Annotated in this window: 14 protein-coding genes and 1 riboswitch; of the genes, 4 read left to right on the forward strand and 10 right to left on the reverse strand. The window is 54.5% G+C overall.

All coding sequences use genetic code 11. The features are described from left to right. Positions 1-3: 3 nt before the first annotated feature. From KDC22_RS31440 to biuH, 7 genes are read right to left on the reverse strand one after another with little or no spacing between them, the layout of a single operon-like run. Positions 4-1,641, reverse strand: coding sequence for a PucR family transcriptional regulator (locus tag KDC22_RS31440; RefSeq protein ID WP_211721458.1), 1,638 nt, complete (start codon positions 1,639-1,641; stop codon positions 4-6). Positions 1,642-1,657: 16 nt separating this feature from the next. Beyond that, positions 1,658-2,086 (reverse strand): cupin domain-containing protein, encoded by a 429-nt coding sequence (locus tag KDC22_RS31445; RefSeq protein ID WP_173135861.1) that lies wholly within the window; start codon positions 2,084-2,086, stop codon positions 1,658-1,660. A gap of 47 nt (positions 2,087-2,133) precedes the next feature. Then, positions 2,134-3,252, reverse strand: coding sequence for a cyanuric acid amidohydrolase (gene atzD / locus KDC22_RS31450; protein WP_211721459.1), 1,119 nt, complete (start codon positions 3,250-3,252; stop codon positions 2,134-2,136). Further along, positions 3,249-4,010 carry an ABC transporter permease gene (locus KDC22_RS31455; protein WP_246553148.1) on the reverse strand — a complete coding sequence of 254 codons (762 nt, stop codon included), beginning with the start codon at positions 4,008-4,010 and terminating at the stop codon, positions 3,249-3,251. The genes atzD and KDC22_RS31455 overlap by 4 nt, the downstream gene beginning before the upstream one ends. Beyond that, positions 4,007-4,816 carry an ABC transporter ATP-binding protein gene (locus KDC22_RS31460; RefSeq protein WP_211721460.1) on the reverse strand — a complete coding sequence of 270 codons (810 nt, stop codon included), beginning with the start codon at positions 4,814-4,816 and terminating at the stop codon, positions 4,007-4,009. The genes KDC22_RS31455 and KDC22_RS31460 overlap by 4 nt, the downstream gene beginning before the upstream one ends. A gap of 12 nt (positions 4,817-4,828) precedes the next feature. Beyond that, the gene (locus KDC22_RS31465; RefSeq protein WP_211721461.1) at positions 4,829-5,842 is read right to left on the reverse strand and encodes an ABC transporter substrate-binding protein; all 1,014 of its coding nucleotides are present in this window, start codon (positions 5,840-5,842) and stop codon (positions 4,829-4,831) included. A gap of 34 nt (positions 5,843-5,876) precedes the next feature. After that, positions 5,877-6,560 (reverse strand): biuret amidohydrolase, encoded by a 684-nt coding sequence (biuH, locus tag KDC22_RS31470; protein ID WP_211721462.1) that lies wholly within the window; start codon positions 6,558-6,560, stop codon positions 5,877-5,879. Between the two features lie 594 nt (positions 6,561-7,154). Next, a riboswitch (cyclic di-GMP riboswitch) is annotated at positions 7,155-7,247 on the forward strand. A 46-nt stretch (positions 7,248-7,293) separates the two neighbouring features. Here biuH and KDC22_RS31475 point away from each other — a divergent pair. Both KDC22_RS31475 and KDC22_RS31480 read left to right on the forward strand, forming a co-directional pair. Next, positions 7,294-8,979, forward strand: coding sequence for a flagellar assembly protein A (locus KDC22_RS31475; protein ID WP_211721463.1), 1,686 nt, complete (start codon positions 7,294-7,296; stop codon positions 8,977-8,979). A gap of 13 nt (positions 8,980-8,992) precedes the next feature. Then, on the forward strand, positions 8,993-9,967 hold the full coding sequence (locus KDC22_RS31480; RefSeq protein ID WP_211724271.1) for an aldo/keto reductase: 975 nt from the start codon (positions 8,993-8,995) through the stop codon (positions 9,965-9,967). Between the two features lie 98 nt (positions 9,968-10,065). Here KDC22_RS31480 and hcp read toward each other — a convergent pair whose 3' ends face one another. Then, on the reverse strand, positions 10,066-11,718 hold the full coding sequence (hcp, locus tag KDC22_RS31485; protein ID WP_211721464.1) for a hydroxylamine reductase: 1,653 nt from the start codon (positions 11,716-11,718) through the stop codon (positions 10,066-10,068). Positions 11,719-11,863: 145 nt separating this feature from the next. Between hcp and KDC22_RS31490 the strand changes: the two genes are divergently transcribed. Both KDC22_RS31490 and KDC22_RS31495 read left to right on the forward strand, forming a co-directional pair. Next, positions 11,864-12,568: a Crp/Fnr family transcriptional regulator gene (locus KDC22_RS31490; RefSeq protein ID WP_211721465.1), complete on the forward strand. Its 705-nt coding sequence runs from the start codon at positions 11,864-11,866 to the stop codon at positions 12,566-12,568. 64 nt (positions 12,569-12,632) lie between these two features. Beyond that, on the forward strand, positions 12,633-14,024 hold the full coding sequence (locus KDC22_RS31495) for an aldehyde dehydrogenase (protein ID WP_211721466.1): 1,392 nt from the start codon (positions 12,633-12,635) through the stop codon (positions 14,022-14,024). A 507-nt stretch (positions 14,025-14,531) separates the two neighbouring features. Here KDC22_RS31495 and KDC22_RS33920 read toward each other — a convergent pair. Next, positions 14,532-14,897: a DUF6713 family protein gene (locus KDC22_RS33920; RefSeq protein WP_343221868.1), complete on the reverse strand. Its 366-nt coding sequence runs from the start codon at positions 14,895-14,897 to the stop codon at positions 14,532-14,534. Between the two features lie 165 nt (positions 14,898-15,062). Further along, positions 15,063-18,017, reverse strand: coding sequence for an ABC transporter substrate binding protein (locus KDC22_RS31500; RefSeq protein WP_211721467.1), 2,955 nt, complete (start codon positions 18,015-18,017; stop codon positions 15,063-15,065). Positions 18,018-18,851 lie beyond the last annotated feature (834 nt).

Genomic DNA, 18,851 nt, shown 5'->3' on the forward strand with positions numbered 1-18,851 from the left:
GCTTCATCTCCTTCTCTGCGCATCGGCACGCAGCCTGCGGCCTCTGCCCATCTCATGCAGCTTAAGCGCAAGCTGCAGCTCCAGCATATCGTCACCGTCATCCTGGCTTAGCCCCAGCAGCTCACATGCCCGGTCTATCCGGTAAGTAACCGTATTATAATGAGTGAACAATTCGGCTGACGTCCGTTTGATATTGCGATTGCATTTGAAATAGAGCTGGAGGGTCAGCAGCAGAGAAGCATTATGCTTGCTGTCATACTCCAGCAGCGGAGCTACATACTGGTCTCTGTACTCGCTGATCTCCGCCAGCTCCGGCAGATGGTACAGCAGCCGGAAGACACCCAGCTTCCGGTAGTCCACATAAGCTCCGCTGTAGCCGCTGATCTGGCGGATGCGGGCGATTTTGCGCGAGGACTCATAGCTGAACCGCACCTGGTCGGGACCTTCCGCAAGGTCGCCGATACAGAAGGCACAGGTCTCGCTTACGAATACCCGGTTCATCTCGGCCAGCAGTCGTCCCAGCGTCTCTTCGAGCGGAAGCTCCGGCTGATCGGGCACCGTCAGGACCAGCTCCCCTTCCAGGATCGTCAGCTTCACATGCTGGAGGTCCGCCCTGGCGCGCACCCGCTTCACCACCTGCTGCAGCTGCTTAAGCTCCGGCTGATCCTCCAGCCAGCCGACGGTAACGGCGCGCAGGGGGCGCTCGGGAAGCGGGCAGCCGCAGGCCTCGCCCCGCAGCTTCAGATCCTCGGCTGCGGCGATCCGGCCGCTGATCCAGTCCTGCAGGAACTGGTCAACATATTTCAGTTCAACCTCCCGGCGGGCACCGGCATTAATCATCTCCAGCCCGACCAGCACGCCGACCCGGTCAATGGTTAACTGGTCCACTACCGACAGCTCGCGGTTCCACTCCAGCAGCACCAGCAGGCATTGATCCGCACCCTTGTCATTGACTGCCGAGACGTAGGCGCGTATGCGCCGCTCCCCGACCGTCAGGAAGGTAATGCCGAGGCTGCCTTCCTGGCGCAGCTGCATCCATGCCGGGAGCTGCTCTCCCAGCTCCAGCGCCTCTGCCTGCGGAGAACAGAAGACCTGATCGGTATCATCCAGCAGGAAGACCGGATTATGCAGCATACCGTCCAGCGTCAACAGGAAATCCTCAATGCCATCGCCATGGAGAAGCTGCTTGGACAGCTTGTGGAAGCGGCTCTGCAGTTGGGACAGCTCCCTGGCCTCCTGCACCAGCACCCGCTCCATAATGTCGCGCACCACATCGGAGAACGAGGTGGCGGCCGGCAGCTCGAAGATCGGGAAGTCCAGCTGATCCGCCAGCTCCAGCGCCCGTGCCGGAACCTCGGCAATATAACGTTTTGTCTTGATCCCCAGCGCCGATACGCCCTTCTGGTTCAACTGGGGAATTATCTCGGCGAGCAGCTCGGGCTGGTCATGAAAAGGGAAACCGCTGGTAATCAGAAATTCCCCCGGCCGCACCCAGTCAATCACATCGGGAACCTCCATCACGTTGACCCGGTTAATATAACGCCCGAGACCGCCCGCCCCGGCCAGCAGGACCGCCTCTTTCAGATCGGGAATCAGCAGGATATCGCTGCAGGTCAAACCGGTGATTACATTGCTGCCCATGGCTTCGCCGCCTTTGCTATAGCTTGGAAGAATAGATATCCTCGATCAGAGTGGTGCCAAAAAAACAATTCGCCGGCACATCCGTCTCCGCCGGTACAAAAATACTGATCTGCTCGGACGGCGAATCGCCTGTATTCCTTACCGAATGGACTACGCCCGCAGGCACGTGGAAGGTATCCCCGGCCCGGTAGCTGTACCATTCCTCCCCGCAGAGCAGCTTGACCTCGCCCACGGTAATATGGATGATCTCCACTACATCATGATAGTGCGGCAACACCTGGCCGCCGATACCCAGCTTCTCCCACAGAATCGAGCTCATCCGGATACCCAGGCGGTCCGCCTGCTCTGCCGAGACAATCTCCCGGTGATACAGCTCGATGTGATTCGGCATTAACTCCCAGGTCATGTCTGCCGCACTCAGCACTTCCGTTTCCTGTGTATGCATAGTTCATTCCTCCATGATGTATAAGTTATATATTTGTAAAAAGCCTGCTATCTGCGGCGGAAGACAGCCGCTACCGGCCCTCCGCCCTTCGGTCCCTGATGCTCGCCCCCGCCGGATACGTAGATCATCGGATCGCCGCCGACATAGGCAAGCACACCGCCGACCACGGCCCGCGCATGGCGGGTATGATTAATGTCGGAGTCATCCAGCATGATATGGCGCCGTCCGCGGATCACTCCGTCCGGGTCTGCTTCAGCCTTGGCAAGCACCTGCACCAGCTCTTCACCGGGATACCGGTCCAGCAGCCCTTGCAGTGCCGCGCCGTCGATAGCATCCTGCATGACCGCATGGTCGATGTGATACGGGCCTTCCGCAGACTGCGAGTTGCCGAACACAATCACTTCACAACAAGCGAGCTCACTGCCCGCCGAGGTGGACGCCACCCGGCTGAATTTATCCCAGTTCACGCCGATCTCTTCTTCCCTTAAGGCCGAACGCTCCACTTCACCCAGCGCGGCGGCAGCCCCCAGTGCAGAGGCCCCTCTGGAATACCCCATGGATTTGTAGGTATCCTCTGTCACGAGCGATACCTGACGGCTGTGCGCGTCATAGATCTGCTCTGCGGTAAGCAGCGGACACTTGATTTGCACAAAATGCACATCCTGAAGCGAAGTAATTCCGGCATCCCGGACCGCCCGGGCCACCGCCTCCGCCACGGCGTCTACTTGACTGAGCCGTCCCAGCTCCTCCGGCAGGAAGTCCCGGGTTCTGGCGACGCCGATGGCAAGTGATTTCGGACCACCGGTAATTAGGCCCTGCTCCTGATCCTGCGACTGATCCTGATCCCGTTCCCGCTCCGATGCCAGTCCCGCCTGTCCGCTGCGGCTGATGACCGTGAAGTGCGGACTGAGTACGCCTTCCGTTCCGCCTGACATCACATAAGAGATGTCCGCAGCCCCTCCTTTTACCGCTCCGGCAAAGAAGTCCTTCAGGGCCATAACGGCATACCCCCGCGTGAAATCATTGACGCAGCCGTTACCTTCGGTCTTCCCCAGCACAGCTACGACTTCTTCCGGGCGGAACAGCCCCTCTTCGGCCGATGCCTTCAGGCCGGACATGTCATGCGGCGCACCTGCGGGAATTTTGATCACCGAGCATTTCATCATAGGTCCTCACTCCTTGTCCAGAAAATAACCTTCTTCTCCAGCAGCCCGATACACCAGAACAGCAGCAGACCGCACAGCGCTGAAGCAATAATGGCCGAGAACATCACCGGAGTGTCCATATGATAAGAGGAGACAAGCACTACATAACCCAGTCCCTTATTGGCTCCGACAAATTCGCCGACAATCGCTCCGACAATGGCCAGCGAGGTGGAGATTTTCAGTGCGGAGAAGATATAAGGCAGGCTGGTGGGCAGGCGCAGCTTCCAGAAGATTTCGCTCTTCGTCCCTTTATAGGTGGAGAACAGCTCCCAGGCTTCGTATTCAATGGCCTTAAGACCTTTGACACTGTTCACCAGAATCGGGAAAAAGCAGATCAGCATCGAGGCAATCACCTTCGAGGTATATCCGGTCCCCATCCACACTACCAGCAGCGGCGCCAGCGCCACCAGCGGGGTAGTCTTAAGGGCGATAGCGAGCGGGAACATCCCCTTCTCGATCGGCTTGGAATGGACAAAAATAACCGCAGTCGCAAGACCAAGTATGTTCGCAAGGATGAATCCGGTCAGGGATTCGCCCAGCGTAACCAGCGTATGCGACCATAACGAGCCGTCGATGGCCGATACGACCTGGGTGGGAGCAGGCAGCAGATACATTGGAACCGAGAGAAGCCGCACAGCCAGCTCCCACAGCAGCAGGAAGCCTAGCGCGAACGTGACCGGGTAGAGGCTGTCTTTGATTCTCGCTGTCATAGCCGTCATAGGTGCTTCACCCGCTTTCTCAATTCCTTGACCGTCCGGTGGAATTCCGGCAGCTCTTCCATTCCTGCTTCACGCGGCGATGGCAGCGCCACCGGAATAATATCGGTCACACCGGCGGGCCGGGGGGACATCATGACCACCCGGTCTGACAGCAGCGCGGATTCATGAATCGAATGGGTCACCATGACAATGCTGCTAAGACTGGTCTCCGGGCTCTCCCACAGCCGCAGCAGCTCGAAGTTCAGCTTCTCGCGGGTCAGCTCATCCAGCGCACCGAACGGCTCATCCATCAGCAGCACGGTCGGATCGGCAGCCAAGGCCCGGGCAATCGCCGCCCGCTGCTGCATACCTCCGCTGAGCTGATGCGGGAAGTGATTCAGGTAATCCTGCAAGCCGACCAGACGCAGGGCGCTTTCCGCCTTGTCCCGCGCCTCCCCTTTGCTGAATTTCTTCTTCTCGCCCAGCTCAAGGGGCAGCATGACATTCTGGAGTGCACTGAGCCACGGCATCAGGACAGGCTTTTGGAAGACCATGCCCAGGGACAGATCCGGGGAGGAATACGCAACCTCCCCGCCTGCTTCCGGGCTTAACAGCCGCAGCATCAGCCGCAGCGTTGTAGATTTCCCGCAGCCGCTCGGTCCGAGAATGGAAATGAACTCATTGCGGTAGACGTCGAGACTGACCTTATCAAGTACAGGCACATTGCCGAAGGACAGGGAGCAATTGCGCAAGGAGAGCATCGTTTCCCTGGTACCGGGATTCTGCACAGAAGCCGAATCCATCTGTTCTTTCATCGCTGTCGTCATACGGGTTCCTCCTTATTTCAAGTACTCGTTGGTGAACAATGAGTCCAGATCCTGTCCCTTTTTCACAAAGCCCAGGTCGATCAGATTCTGCTGCAATGTCTCCCAGGCCGTCTCTTCCATCGAGCCCAGCGGAAGCTTCTCCGGCAGAAGCAGAGGGATACTGGCCTTCATCATGCTGACCTCATGCTTCAGATCAAGCTTTTCTCCGTATTTCAGGCCGAATTTCGCCGCTTCCTCAGGGTGATCCAGCGCATAATCCCAACCCTTCATGGAGGCCTGCACGAAGCTGCGGACCATGTCCGGGTCTTTTTTGATCACAGACTCGGTGGTGAAGAGGGTGTCAGCATAGAAATTGATGCCATAGTCGTTCGGGTCAATAATATTGACCTCCTTGCCCTGCTCCTGCACCGCCAGCACTTCATTAATTACATATCCGGGCCAGGCCTTCACTTGACCGGTTAATAACGGACTGAGGTCATATTTGATCGGCATCTCTTCAATTTGCGAAGTGTCGATGCCCGCGCTTTTCTCCATGGCACGGAAGGTCAGCTCTTCGTTGCCGCCCAGCTTGATGCCTACCTTCTGGCCGACCAGATCCTCCATCGTCTTAATGCCCGATTCTTTAAGTGCGAACATGACGAACGGGGTTTTGCGGTATATCGCGGACAACGCTTTGACCGGGACGCCCTTCTCTCTGGCGATGACAATCTGGTCGGCACCGGTTACCCCGAATTCCTCACTGCCCGAAGCCACCATCTGCACCGCAGGGAAATCCGCGCCCCCCGGCCGAATCTCCACATCCAGCCCCGCTTCCTTATAGAAGCCTTTTTCAACTGCGGTGTAGAATCCGGCGAATTGCGCCTGGTGAATCCACTTCAGCCTGAGTACCACCTTCTTCAGCTCACCGGAGCTGCCTGCTCCCTGTCCCTCGGCCTTGCCGGTCTCTGAATGATTGCCGCAGGCTGTGATGAGCAGCATCAGTGAAGTAAGCAGGATGAGCGCTTTAGATCTGGACTTGTTCCACATGGTGATTCCCCCGTTTATGATGTTATTTGGACTATTAATATTGCTCCAGCGCCTTCAGCACCGCTTGTGAATTACTCACACTTCCGAAGACACCGCCCTGCATTTGAACCATACTCAGCGCCGCCAGGTGATTGGCCTCATCCGTAGCCCCCGTGCAATCCTCCAGGATCAGACACTCGTACCCGCGGTCATTTGCTTCCCTCATCGTTGTGTGTACGCAGACATCCGTCGTGATTCCGGTCAGAATCAGGTGGGTAATCCCTTTATTCTTCAATATCAGATCCAGGTCTGTAGCATAAAAGCTGCCTTTGCCCGGCTTATCGACAATGTACTCTCCCGGTACAGGTGCCAGTTCATCAATGATCTGCCAGCCGCGCTCACCCCGGACAAGAATCCGTCCCGCCGGTCCTTCCGAACCGATCTCGGCACCGATTTGCTTGCTGCGCCAACGTTTATTGGCCGGCAGATCGGACAAATCCGGCTTATGCCCCTCCCGGGTATGGATCACAGTGAACCCTGGAATCTCCCGGATGCGTGCCAGCAGCCGCGAGATGGGCTGAATTGCTCTTGCTGTTAAAGAGAGGTCATAGCCCATTCTTTCCACGTACCCGCCTGTGCCGCAAAAATCCGTCTGCATGTCGATAATCATCAGTGCCGTCTTCGCCGGGTCCATAGCGCCGTCATAGGGCCAAATGTATGGTGATGCTGAAATTTGCATGGTTCATGCTCCCCTCCCGAGTTTTCTGCTTTGATTAATGTTATGTTTATTAACATAATGACCATCCGTCTTGCTATGTGTTAGATTATATTACAACATTTTTATCGTGTCTTCGTTTTTATTACGAATTAATATACATTTTGTTTGTGTTTAATCACATATATAACATATACATTACACGATTGCCTCTGATTAGGCCCGCCTCCACCCTTGAATACCATTTAGCCCCACGCCAAAAAAGGCCGCCCAAGACAACAGCCTCAGACGCCCTACGCAAATCACGCTATTCAAGATTTAATTATTCACGAATTTCTCCCATAAGCTGTAAACGCTGGGAAACCAGTTTTCTTGAAATTTAATCTATTTCCACTTGTCGAAATAGGGCTGCACATTTTAAGATTTTTGATAAATAGGCATAATATAGTTGAAAAATAGCTCTTTAAGTACTAGAATTAAGCTTGTTTGCAGAAGTTAATGCAACACAGGAACTAGTGATGACTCTTTTTGTCGATTACAGTCGACCAAGCAGAAGGGACTTCAACTATAATATATAGAAGAAACAAATCGCCTCATACAGAGTGTATATCATTGATCTATTTCTAAAGGCAAACTTCCCGAAAGGGCAGGACGCAAAGCCATGGGCCTAAGAACGCCAAGAGTCGCGTTTAGGGTCGCCAGGCTGCCAATAGAGACCACTTAAGCCAGCTCTCACCGGGAAGCCCTCCCAGGCTTTATGATGTTCTTTTTCTGTACGAATGCCATTGATTATACGAAAAAAAGTGAGGTAACGACCATGCCGCAGCAGTTTATCGAACCAAACCGATATGAATTTGTGGAGTCCTTAATGCTTGAACGTAACGGTCTCCTGGATTCATTCTCTGTAGAGGGCCGAGCTTCTGACGGGGCAAATGGAGATAAGAATGGAATCATCCTCGTGCAGAACAACCAGATATTCATCACTCCCCCGCTGCCCGGCGGCGCTCCCGCCCGGATCTCTGCTATTCACCCTGTTGTACTGAAGATCAACTGGAAGACCGTTACAGAACCGACCGAAGTGACCAAGGCAGATTATATTACCTGGGAGATTTGCGAGAAGCCCCAGTATCAGATTACAGTTTCACCCGACAAGCTGAAGGTCTACTTCACTTTATACCGTGCTGAGAAGTACGCCTGGAATCTGGTCAACTGCCCTGCTGCCTTCGAGGCGGTAGTCCGTGCCCAGCCCAACCCGGCGGTGCTGCTGTCCACGCTTACCATAGAACAGATTATCGCCTCACTGGATAACCGCTTCATTCTGCGCAACTTGAATATTCCGGCCCTGTACGCGGAACTGGAGAACCCCACCTACCTTCCTGTCTGCATTGCTGAAGGACGGGCCCCGCTGCCCGGCAAGGCATCCCGGCTGGAATTATTTCTGCCGGAGCATACGCTGCAGGGCAACGGGATGCTCCAGGGATGCTCTGCCAAGGAGCCTCGGGATACCCTGGAGTACCTCCGGTTTCCGGGGGCTCCTTTTGCCTTGGAGGGGGAGGTGTTCGCCCGCAAATTGCCGCCCGAAGAAGGAATCCCCGGCTTCGACACTGATGGAAGAGTGCTGCCTCCACCGCCGCCGCAGGATATTTACGTCGCCGCCGGAGATCACGCCCGGCTTCTTCCATGCGGCGATATTGTGGCTATGCACACCGGAAGACCCCGCATCTGCGGAGGCACCGGCAGTGTCAGAAGATGTGACTTCCCGGCAGTCCGTGTGCTGACCAGGGAGATGGCGGGCGCTGCCGGTGAACTATTGTTCGCCGGTGACCTCATTGTAACAGAGGATATCGAAGGCCCGCTGCGGATTGAGGCACTGGGTAATGTGTATGTCTACGGCAGCGTATGCCAATCTACGATTGTAGCAACCGGAAGTATCTATATCAGCGGGCAAGCCACAGGGTGCTGCCTGTACGCCGGTCACCCCGGGGTACAGCAGCACCGCTTGCACTGCCTCTCCAGCCTGCTGCTGACCGAGACGGACGGACTGCGCGAGGCAGCGCGGCAGTTAGCCAAGAATGTAGAATCCCGCCAGCAATCGGTGAAATACGGTCTGGTGGTCATGCTGCTAATGGAAGATAAGTACAGCCATATCGCAGGTCTGATCAGCGATCTGCAAGCTGCGCTTAGCAGTATGAACGGCGAGTTCGGGCCCGGTACGGACCAGCTCCTCCATCTGCTGGAGGTGTTCGTCCATCCGGGATCATTCACCGAGATGATTACGGACAGTGTTCTGGGCAGCTTCTCCAGGCTGCTGCGCAAGCTGAGCGAGGATATTGAGCTGCTTCAGGAGGAGCATGTTATTATTAACCTAGCCCGCTCGCAGGGCAGCCTCCTGGAGTCCGGCGGGGAGCTGCTCCTGCGGGAATCTTGCCAGGGCAATAGCTGAAGGAGGGATTATCATACGATATAACCGTCTGGGGAATAGCGGCCTGCAGGTATCTGCTCTGGGCCTTGGAACCAATTCGTTCGGCAAACGGGCGGATCAGGAGACCTCGGTCCGCATTATTCACGCCGCTATGGATCAGGGAATCAACTTCATTGATACAGCCAATATCTATGCCGGCTCCGAATCGGAGCGGATCATCGGCCTCGCGCTTGAAGGCAGCCGCCATGAGGCAGTGCTGGCGACGAAGGCCGGATTGCCGAAGCATGAAGGGCCCGGCGGCAGCGGCTCTTCGCGCCATCATCTGATGCAGGAGCTGGAGGGCAGCCTGCGCCGCCTGAAGACAGACTATGTGGATCTGTATCAGATCCACACCTTCGATCCCTATACACCGCTGGAAGAAACTCTGCGTACGCTGGATGATATGATCTCAGCAGGCAAGGTCCGCTATATCGGCGCTTCCAATTATGCGGCCTGGGAGCTGATGAAGGCGCTGGGGATCAGCGAAGCCCGGAACTTAGCCAAATATATCTCCATTCAGTGCAGCTATTCACTTGCTGACCGCACCCCCGAAACGGAGCTGCTTCCGCTGTGTCTCGATCAGGGCCTTGGAATCATCCCTTACTTCCCCCTGGCCGGCGGTATCCTCACCGGCAAATATGCCGGTAGCGGCAATGTCCCTGCCGGTTCCAGAGCGGAGACCGATCCGAACTTCCGCCGCTTCCTTACCCCAGAGCGCATCTCGCTCGGCGGGCAGGTTAGCGCACTGGCGGACGAGCTCGGCACCTCACCTGCGGCGCTGTCTCTGGCCTGGCTGATGAACCGGCCCGCCGTCTCCACGGTGATCGTCGGGGCCACCGGGGTAGAGCAGGTGCAGCATAATCTGCGCAGCCTCTCCATCCTGCCGGATGCGGCAGTTCTCGAGCAGCTCGATCAGGCCAGCGCCGCCTTCCGCAGCGGCGAACCGTTCGCCGTCTACCGGCTGCCGTAAGCGCTGACGGTGACGTCCATATCCACCATATACACACAAAGCGAGCCCCCGTATACGGAGACTCGCTTTTGTGTTTTTTGGCTCATGATGAATTTGTATTATACGGCGGCAATAAACCGCTCCATGTCTTCCTGAACCGTAGTAATTCCGCCGATGCCGAAGGTGTCTATCAGGACCTTGGCCACATTAGGCGACAGGAACGCCGGGAGTGTAGGTCCGAGGTGGATGTTCTTCACGCCCAGATGCAGCAGCGCCAGCAGCACGATGACCGCCTTTTGCTCATACCACGCAATATTATAGGAGATCGGAAGATCGTTGATATCCGTAAGGCCGAAGACCTCCTTCAGCTTCAGCGCTATGACCACCAGCGAGTAGGAATCATTACACTGGCCGGCATCGAGTACGCGGGGAATGCCGCCGATATCGCCAAGCGCCAGCTTATTATATTTGTATTTGGCACAGCCTGCTGTAAGAATTACAGTATCTCCCGGCAGCTCTGCCGCGAAGTCTGTGTAATAATTCCGGCTCTTCATCCGTCCGTCACAGCCGGCCATCACGAAGAATTGCTTGATTGCACCGCTCTTCACAGCTCCGACCACCTGATCCGCTACATTCATCACGGCCGCATGTGCGAAGCCGCCAATAATCTCGCCTGTCTCGATCTCTACCGGAGCGCTGCAGCTCTTCGCCTGCTCAACCAGCACCGAGAAATCCTTCGCGCCATCAGGGCCAGCCGCAATATGCTGAACTCCAGGATAACCCGTGTTGCCTGTGGTGTAGAGCCGGTTCTTGTAGCTCTCCTTCGGCGGCACGATGCAGTTCGTCGTCATCAGAATCGGACCATTGAAGCTATCGAACTCTTCATTCTGCTTCCACCAGGCATTACCGTAGTTGCCCACGAAGTGGCTGTACTTCTTGAACGCCGGATAATAGTGGGCCGGCAGCATCTCACTGTGCGTATACACATCCACTCCGGTACCCTCAGTCTGCTTCAGCAACGCCTCCATATCCTTGAGATCATGTCCGCTGATCAGAATGCCGGGATTCTTGCCCACACCGATATTGACCTTGGTAATCTCCGGGTTGCCGTAAGCCGCCGTGTTCGCACGGTCAAGCAGCGCCATCACATCCACACCGAACTTGCCGCATTCCAGAACCAGTGCCGTCAGCTCGCCGCCGCTCAGATGGTCATCGAGCGCAGCCGTAAGGCCTTTCTCCATAAAAGCATGTGCGCCCGCTTCGTAGAACCCGAGTACAGCGGCATGTTCCATATAGGCTGCCATTCCCTTCAGGCCATACGTCAGCAGCTCGCGCAAGGAACGGATATCCTCATGCTCCGTGGCAAGCACACCCACAGTTGCCGCCTTATCCATCAGTTCTTCATCTGTAACTGCACTCCAGTTCGCTGCGTCATGCTCTGACAAATACGCGACTACTCCGGCATCAGCCACTCTGCTGCGCCAGGTATCCCGCAGGACAAGTCCTTCCCGGACCTTGGCGGTGAAGTGTTCCGGAACAAAGTTGGCATTGGTAATTGTAGCGAACAAGCTCTCTATAATAAATTTCTCTGTCACCGGATCGGTAATCCCCAGCTCACGGCCACTGCGTGCGAAGATGGCAATACCCTTGAGGGTATACACCAGAAGATCCTGCAGCTTGGCTACCTCACTGGTCTTGCCGCATACGCCCTGAATCGTACAACCCGTACCCTTGGCTGCCTCTTGACACTGAAAACAAAACATATCACTCATTACTTCACTCACTCCTTATCATTAATGGGATAGCTGAACGGGACTGCTCTGTGCCTCGCCTTTACAGTTACCAATAATTGTAGTAGACTTTCGTCTATCAATCGGTAACGAATGTTACCGTTTACTATTCATTTGGAGGAAAAGTATGAGACCTGAGCCTGCAACGCTGCAATCCTGCCTGCTCTTTCGCGGTAAGTCCGCAGATGAAATCGAACGGCTGCTGCATACGCTGGCTTACTCCGTCAGCACTTACCACAAGAACGCTATCATTCTCGCGGAAGGCGATCCGGCGGACCGGCTGGGGATTCTGCTCTCCGGCCGCGTTGAGGTGCAGAAGACGCATCCTACCGGCAGCAGCGTAACCATCGCCCATCTCAAGGAAGGGCAGACTATCGGAGAAGCGGTATTATTCCGCAGGAATAATGCCGTACCCGCCACAGTAACGGCCACGGGTCCCTGCAAGATGATGTTCATCGGTAAGCAGGAGCTGCTGAGATTATTCACTGCGGATACCGATATCCTCACCCGCTTCATCGAGAACCTGTCCGAGCGGCTGGTCCTTGTGAACCGGAAGATCGAGAATCTGTCAGCCGGACCGCTGCGCCGCCGCATCGTAGACTTCCTGCTGGAGCAGGGAGAGCAGCAGAACTCTGATACGCTGAAGCTTCCCTTCAGCCGCAAAGAATGGGCCGAGCATATGAATACCGCCCGTCCTTCGTTGTCCCGGGAGCTTGGATTCCTGCGTGATCAGGGCTGGATCACGTTCAAGGGCAATGAGATCACTCTGCTGAACCGGAGCCGGATGGAGGATTACATCCAGAGCCTGCCTTCTTCGGCAGGCAACCTCTAGGTACCCATTGCCATAGCACATACTATTATGATTCCCTATAGATTTAGATGAGGAGGCTACCATCATGCTGCCGTTCACCGCACAACAGATCGACCAGCTCCTGGCTGAGCATAGACAATGGTTCGCCAGCGGAATCACGAGAACTGCAGGATTCCGGCTGGAGCAGCTTCAGAAGCTGAAGGACGCCATCAAACGCAGCGAAGCGCGGATTATAGCCGCGCTGAACCAGGATCTGCATAAGAGTGAATTCGAGGCTTACGCCACAGAGATTGGATTCACGCTGGACAGTATCGGCTATATGATGAAGCATCTAAGACGCTGGATGAAGCCGGTCAGGGTAGGTTCCCCGCTGCATCTGTTCCCGGCCAGGAGCAGAATCATCGCCGAGCCTTATGGGACGGCACTCATTATCGGCCCTTTCAACTATCCCTTCCAGCTCTTGATTGAACCGCTGATCGGGGCCATTGCGGCCGGCAACTGCGCGGTCCTGAAGCCCTCCGAGAGTACACCGGCTACCTCCGCTGTTATTGAGGACATGATCCGGGAGACCTTTGATCCCGCTTATATCCGGGTGGTGCAGGGGGAGAAAGAGACGACGAATCTGCTGATTCATGCGGCATTCGATTATATTTTTTTCACCGGAAGTGTGCCTGTGGGCAGAATTGTCATGGAGGCGGCTGCGAAGAACCTGGTGCCTGTCACCCTTGAGCTGGGCGGCAAAAGCCCCGTAATTGTCGACCGGACCGCCGACCTGGAGGCAGCCGCGAAACGGATTGTCTGGGGGAAGCTGATCAATGTGGGGCAGACCTGTATTGCGCCTGATTATCTGCTGGTCCATAGCGAGGTGGCAGCGGAGCTGATCGAGCGGATGAAGCGCTGCGTCACCGATTTCTATGGCACCGATATCCGGCATAACACGGACTATGGACGAATAGTGAATGAACGCCAGCTCCGGCGGATCGGGGCTATGCTGGAGCGGGACCGCGAGAAGCTGATTCTCGGCGGGACTGTAATCCCGGAGGAGCTGTATATCGAGCCGTCCCTGATCTATCCGGCGGCCTGGAGCGATGCTTCGATGGAGGATGAAATCTTCGGCCCGGTGCTGCCGATTATGGAGTACAACCAGCTTGAGGAGGCCATTCAGAGCATCAATGCCCGTCCCAAGCCGCTCGCCCTATATCTGTTCACCGGAGATAGGCAGGTCGAGCAGCAGGTGATGAGCCAGGTCTCCTTCGGCGGCGGCTGCATCAATGATACCATCTCCCATGTAGCCAGCACCCGGCTGCCGTTCGGCGGTGTGGGGAACTCCGGGATCGGCGGGTATCACGGAAAATATAGCTTTGACCTGTTCTCCCATCACAAAAGCATTGTTAAGCGAAGCACCCGACTCGATTTCGGGATTGTCTACCCGCCTTACGGCAGCAAGGTCAAGCTGGCGCGGAAGCTGCTGAAGTAGCGCGGAGTGAGACGGATAGCGCCATTGTCACGTGAATTTGCCTCATGAACACATGGTATCTCGGGCTTCAAGTTGCAACAATTACAACACTCTCACTGATGCAGCGTGTATTTAACCAATTAGAATTGGCTGCGCCGTCCTTTTAGAGGACGGTGCCGTTTGATTGGCTCATTTAGCCAGCGTCCGATGAATTCAGGTGCACTAATGCTCCTCATTGGCTCATCTAGCCCGCGTCCGGGGAATTCAGGTGCACTATTGCTCTTCATTGGCTCCTTTAGCCCGCGTCCGGGGAATTTAAGTGCACTATTGCTCTTCATTGGCTCATCTAGCCCGCGTCCAGTGAATTCAGGTGCACTACTGCTCCTCATTTACTCATTCAGCCCGCGTCCAGGTAACTCAGGTGCACTATTGCTCCTCATCGCTCTCCTTCAGCCACACTCGTCAGAATCAGAGGACCCTTTGTTCTTAGCACAACAAAGCCACCTAATCAATAGGTGGCTGATGCTGCTACCAATACAGTAACCCAACAAGATGCAACAAACCCAATAGGCCCATTGGATATATAATTAATCTAGAGAATAGGTTCTTAAAATGATTACTTGGATGCTTCTCAAAGAAAAAATGAGCGATCGAGTGAAGAATTAAAAATATATCTATTATTATGAAAGATAAAAAATGTTGACTTATAAAGGAAAACAGTAAAAAGGCATACAGCGGCAGATGCAAAATTGTAAATACTTTGAAGGCACGTTCATCTGTCAACTCTCTCAGGAAGACAAACATTCTCCATTCTTTGGCTCGGATTGCATCCATTTCGTGCACAAGCAGGAGAGCAAAATTAATCGAAAAAATCAGTAGTAGAATGGATGACAAACCTACACCTCACTTATTGATATACTCAGAGTTAATCACATCATAAAGGATAGTTACGTTTCGAGACACGGAAGGGTTCCATGTGAACTACATAATCCCACTTCTTCTCCATGTTGCCGTATTACTCTGCGAGAAAACCCGGACTTATCCGGTTCACAGCTCAACCTACCCCGCCCTGCGGCCCGCAACCCAGCCTGCAACCTCTTTTTCCGGAATAGGCCTGCTGATATAATAACCCTGAATCTTGTCACAGCTTGTCCGCTTCAGAAAAGCAAGCTGCTCCGGGGTCTCTACCCCCTCAGCGGTAACATTCAGCCCCATATCGTGGCCGATGGTCACAATGGAGCGGGCCAGTGACATACTATTAGGAGTGTCAATGCTGTCGATGAAGGATTTGTCGATCTTCAGGGTAGTAATCGGCAGCTGCTTCAGGTAGCTAAGGGAAGAGTAACCCGTTCCGAAATCGTCCAGCGCTATGCCGATGCCCCTCTTCTTGAGCGCTTCCAGCTTGGAGCTGATCGACTCGAAGGATTCCATGAAGATCGACTCGGTAATCTCCAGCTCCAGATATTCCGGCGCAAGCCCGGTGTCCTGCAGCACGGTAAGCACCATCTCCGTGAAGTCTTCCAGCATCAGCTGAATGACCGAGATATTAACCGAGATATGATAACCCTCATAGCCCTGATTCTGCAGATCCTTGATGAACCGGCAGGCGGAGCGCAGCACCCACTCTCCAATAGGAACAATAAGCCGGCAATCCTCGGCAACCCGGATGAAGGATAACGGCGATACGAAGCCCAGCACCGGATTATTCCAGCGGATCAGTGCCTCGAAGCCCCAGACCTCGCCAGAACCCATATCCAGCAGCGGCTGATAATGCAGCGACAGCTCATTATTGGAAATAGCGCTTCTTAAATGATTCTCAATAACCATCCTTTTATCAAAATACTGCTGCATCTCATGTCCATAGATCACATAGATGCCCTTGCCCGCTTCTTTCGCTTTGTACATCGCAATGTCGGCATTCTTCAGCAGCTCCTCGGCATTCAAGCCGTTCTCCGGGTACTGGGCAATCCCGATACTGGTCGAGATATGCACGACACTCGCGTGAAGCTCGAACGGCTCCCTGAAGCCTTGAACCAAGGCATCCGCATAACGGATTACCTCATCGGCCCCCTCCACATTTTTGAAAAGAATCACAAACTCATCCCCGCCGAAGCGGAAATGCTTGCTGCGCCCGTCAGAGTGGCTAAGCAGCCGTTCCCCTACCTTCACCAGCAGCTCATCGCCGAAGGTATGGCCCATGGTATCGTTGATGTACTTGAAGTTGTCGATATCCAGGAAGAACAGGGCGGCGTGGCCGCTGGAAGGCTCCTCAATGAAAGCCTTCAGCTCTTCGGACAGCGACAGCCGGTTCGGCAGACCGCTAAGCACATCATTATAGGCCAGCAGCCGGTATCTCTCCTCACTGGTCTGCAGCAGCGCCTGGTTCTCCACCACTTTGTTATACTGCTCCAGCAGTTCATCCTGCAGTGCCGTCAGTTCTTCATAGGTGGACTCCAGCTCCTGATAGCTTATCTGCAGCTTGCTCTCATAGCCCTTGCGGTCCGTTACGTCCACCATGGACCCGGCAAACCGGATATATCCGCCGCTTGCATTCCGCAGCACCTTGCCCCGGGCCTGGAACCACTTGTATTCGCCCGCCTTGCTCCGCATCCGGTATTCAGCGTAGTAATAAGAAGAACGACCCTCCAGATGCTGGACCCGCAGCCGGTTCTCCTGCTCGGCATCCTCCGGATGGAGGATATCCCGCCAGCCGCCGCGGCTCTCATTAATCTCATCCCGGGCATACCCGAGCAGCTCATACCAGCTGTCCGAGAAATAATAGATCATCGTAGACATATCAACGTCCCAGATTACCGCATCCGAGCCGTAGGTCGCCAGGCTGAAGCGTTCATTGCTTTTTTCCAGGCTGCTTCTAATCCTTCTGACCAGCTGCACATAGAATAACAACACCAGAATGAAGGCTACCAGCACCGCAAAAGCAGCCACGATGCTCAGCACCAGCACCTTGTAGGTCTGATAGAAGGAGAACGGCTTGTTGATCACCTCACTGCCCTCCGGCAGCTTGTCCTGCGGTATGTTGAACCGCTGCAGCTCGTTATAATCGAACACCTGGCGCACATTGCTGTCGGTTACGACCGGGATCTTCCCCGCCTGCTCTCCCTGCAGGATACGCTGCGCCAGATCGGCCGCCGTCTGGCCCTGAATTCTGCCGCTGATCAGACTGCCCCCGAAGGCGCCATGATTCAATCCAAAATCATAAATATGATATACCGGAACCCTGCTGCTCTTGCCCAGTTCACTGGCAAATCTGTCGAACTCGACAATTCGTCCGGTAGAGTCGCTAAAATATGTAGTCATCAGCACAATACTGTCCGGGGACAGCGACGACGCCGTTGCTTGGATCTGTTCCATGGACAAGCGGTTCATGGGGAACAGCTCAAGCCCCAGCTTCATTGCGTCGATCTGATCCATCACCATCTGGCCGGTTGACAGCCCGCTCTCCGAATTATCATAGACAATATACACCTTCTTCAAGGAAGGATTGATGTCCATAGCCATTCGGATGGTAGGTTTGGGATCTATTTTTTCGATAACGCCTGTAATGTTGTGGGGATTGGGGATAGCGGCCACTCCCAATTCGTTGATCCCGCTGAAAATGATCGGAGCATCATTCAGAAGCTCGTGGCGGTACTTCAACGCGAAGCTCAGCGCAGCATCGTCCGTTGTAAGGATGGTGTCGATATGGACATTCTGATACTTGAATTTGATGGTTTGGTAGAAATGCTCGAGATTCTCCTGCGTGGGATACCTTTTCCAGTCCATGTACTCGGTGTAGATCACGGGAAGATTGGATGCGCTCTTCAGACGTTCTTCCATTCCGGCACTTTGTTCATCGGTCCAGGCAAAGCCCTTCTGATAGGAATGCAGCACCAGCACATTCTGTGCGGGCAGCTCTTCGGCAGCGGCGTGGGCAGCTCCTGTTGTACACCATAAGATAAACAGAGGCAAGAGCAAGCTTCTTAACAACCTGAGATGAATTTGATCTACACTCATTCGCACACTCCCGTTCATCTATCTCAAAGTCGGATTCTGGCAAGTAGAAGGAACACTTCTGGCATGAGGCTTACAAACGAGGACTGCTTGGATACAATTATAGGGGGTAACTGTGTTTTTAGGAACAACAAAAAGCGGCCAGCCCCCGGCCTCATTGGACGATAAACAAAGTACTGTTGCACATAACGTAGGCTATAAAATTTCTTTGAAGCCTTACTAGCTAAAAACTTGCCCTCCAAGATTCGTCTCATGCTAATGGGGCGGGTCTTGTTCTATCTATTAAACATACGTAAGCGTCAAATAGCCTACACCCGTTGGCCATCGTCTGCGGGGACAAGGTGACGGATGCCGGGATGGGGAGCGGAGAGGAATTAGATGGATTTCCTACACTTACTGATGAACAAATAAACACTTCTAGAACAGGAGTTGGATAAACAACACTTAAATTCCCCCATTTCACCCAAAGTAGCCAAAACCAATATAAACAAATGCCCTTTTTCCACTTGCTTCCTTATATTCTTGAGAAATCGAGGAATTAAGATACCTTTTTCCAATTACTTAACCCAGGTGGAGGAACGGAGCAGGGGTATTGATCCGGGTACGGAACGGGGAGATAGTGCGAGATTAGTAGCCAGGGGATGGGACGGGGTGATAGTGCGAGATTAGTAGCCAGGGGATTGAGCGGGGTGATAGTGCGGGATTAGTAGCCAGGGGATGGGACGGGGAGATAATGCGAGATTAGTAGCCAGGGGATGGGACGGGGTGATAGTGCGGCATCAGTAGCCAGGAGACGGAACGGGGCGATGTCGAGGGGGACTGAGCGGAGCGAGAGCG

Source organism: Paenibacillus tritici (assembly GCF_018207515.1).
Taxonomy (GTDB): Bacteria; Bacillota; Bacilli; order Paenibacillales; family Paenibacillaceae; genus Paenibacillus_AQ; species Paenibacillus_AQ tritici.

Bases quoted from the DNA above. Each gene is read 5' to 3' on its own strand.
- KDC22_RS31495 (WP_211721466.1), top strand. From the start codon at position 12,633: ATGCTGCCGTTCACCGCACAACAGATCGACCAGCTCCTGGCTGAGCAT.
- KDC22_RS31490 (WP_211721465.1), top strand. From the start codon at position 11,864: ATGAGACCTGAGCCTGCAACGCTGCAATCCTGCCTGCTCTTTCGCGGT.
- hcp (WP_211721464.1), bottom strand. From the start codon at position 11,718: ATGAGTGATATGTTTTGTTTTCAGTGTCAAGAGGCAGCCAAGGGTACG.
- KDC22_RS31440 (WP_211721458.1), bottom strand. From the start codon at position 1,641: ATGGGCAGCAATGTAATCACCGGTTTGACCTGCAGCGATATCCTGCTG.
- KDC22_RS31455 (WP_246553148.1), bottom strand. From the start codon at position 4,010: ATGACGGCTATGACAGCGAGAATCAAAGACAGCCTCTACCCGGTCACG.
- KDC22_RS31500 (WP_211721467.1), bottom strand. From the start codon at position 18,017: ATGAGTGTAGATCAAATTCATCTCAGGTTGTTAAGAAGCTTGCTCTTG.
- KDC22_RS31445 (WP_173135861.1), bottom strand. From the start codon at position 2,086: ATGCATACACAGGAAACGGAAGTGCTGAGTGCGGCAGACATGACCTGG.
- KDC22_RS31465 (WP_211721461.1), bottom strand. From the start codon at position 5,842: ATGTGGAACAAGTCCAGATCTAAAGCGCTCATCCTGCTTACTTCACTG.
- KDC22_RS31460 (WP_211721460.1), bottom strand. From the start codon at position 4,816: ATGACGACAGCGATGAAAGAACAGATGGATTCGGCTTCTGTGCAGAAT.
- KDC22_RS31475 (WP_211721463.1), top strand. From the start codon at position 7,294: ATGATGTTCTTTTTCTGTACGAATGCCATTGATTATACGAAAAAAAGT.
- biuH (WP_211721462.1), bottom strand. From the start codon at position 6,560: ATGCAAATTTCAGCATCACCATACATTTGGCCCTATGACGGCGCTATG.
- atzD (WP_211721459.1), bottom strand. From the start codon at position 3,252: ATGATGAAATGCTCGGTGATCAAAATTCCCGCAGGTGCGCCGCATGAC.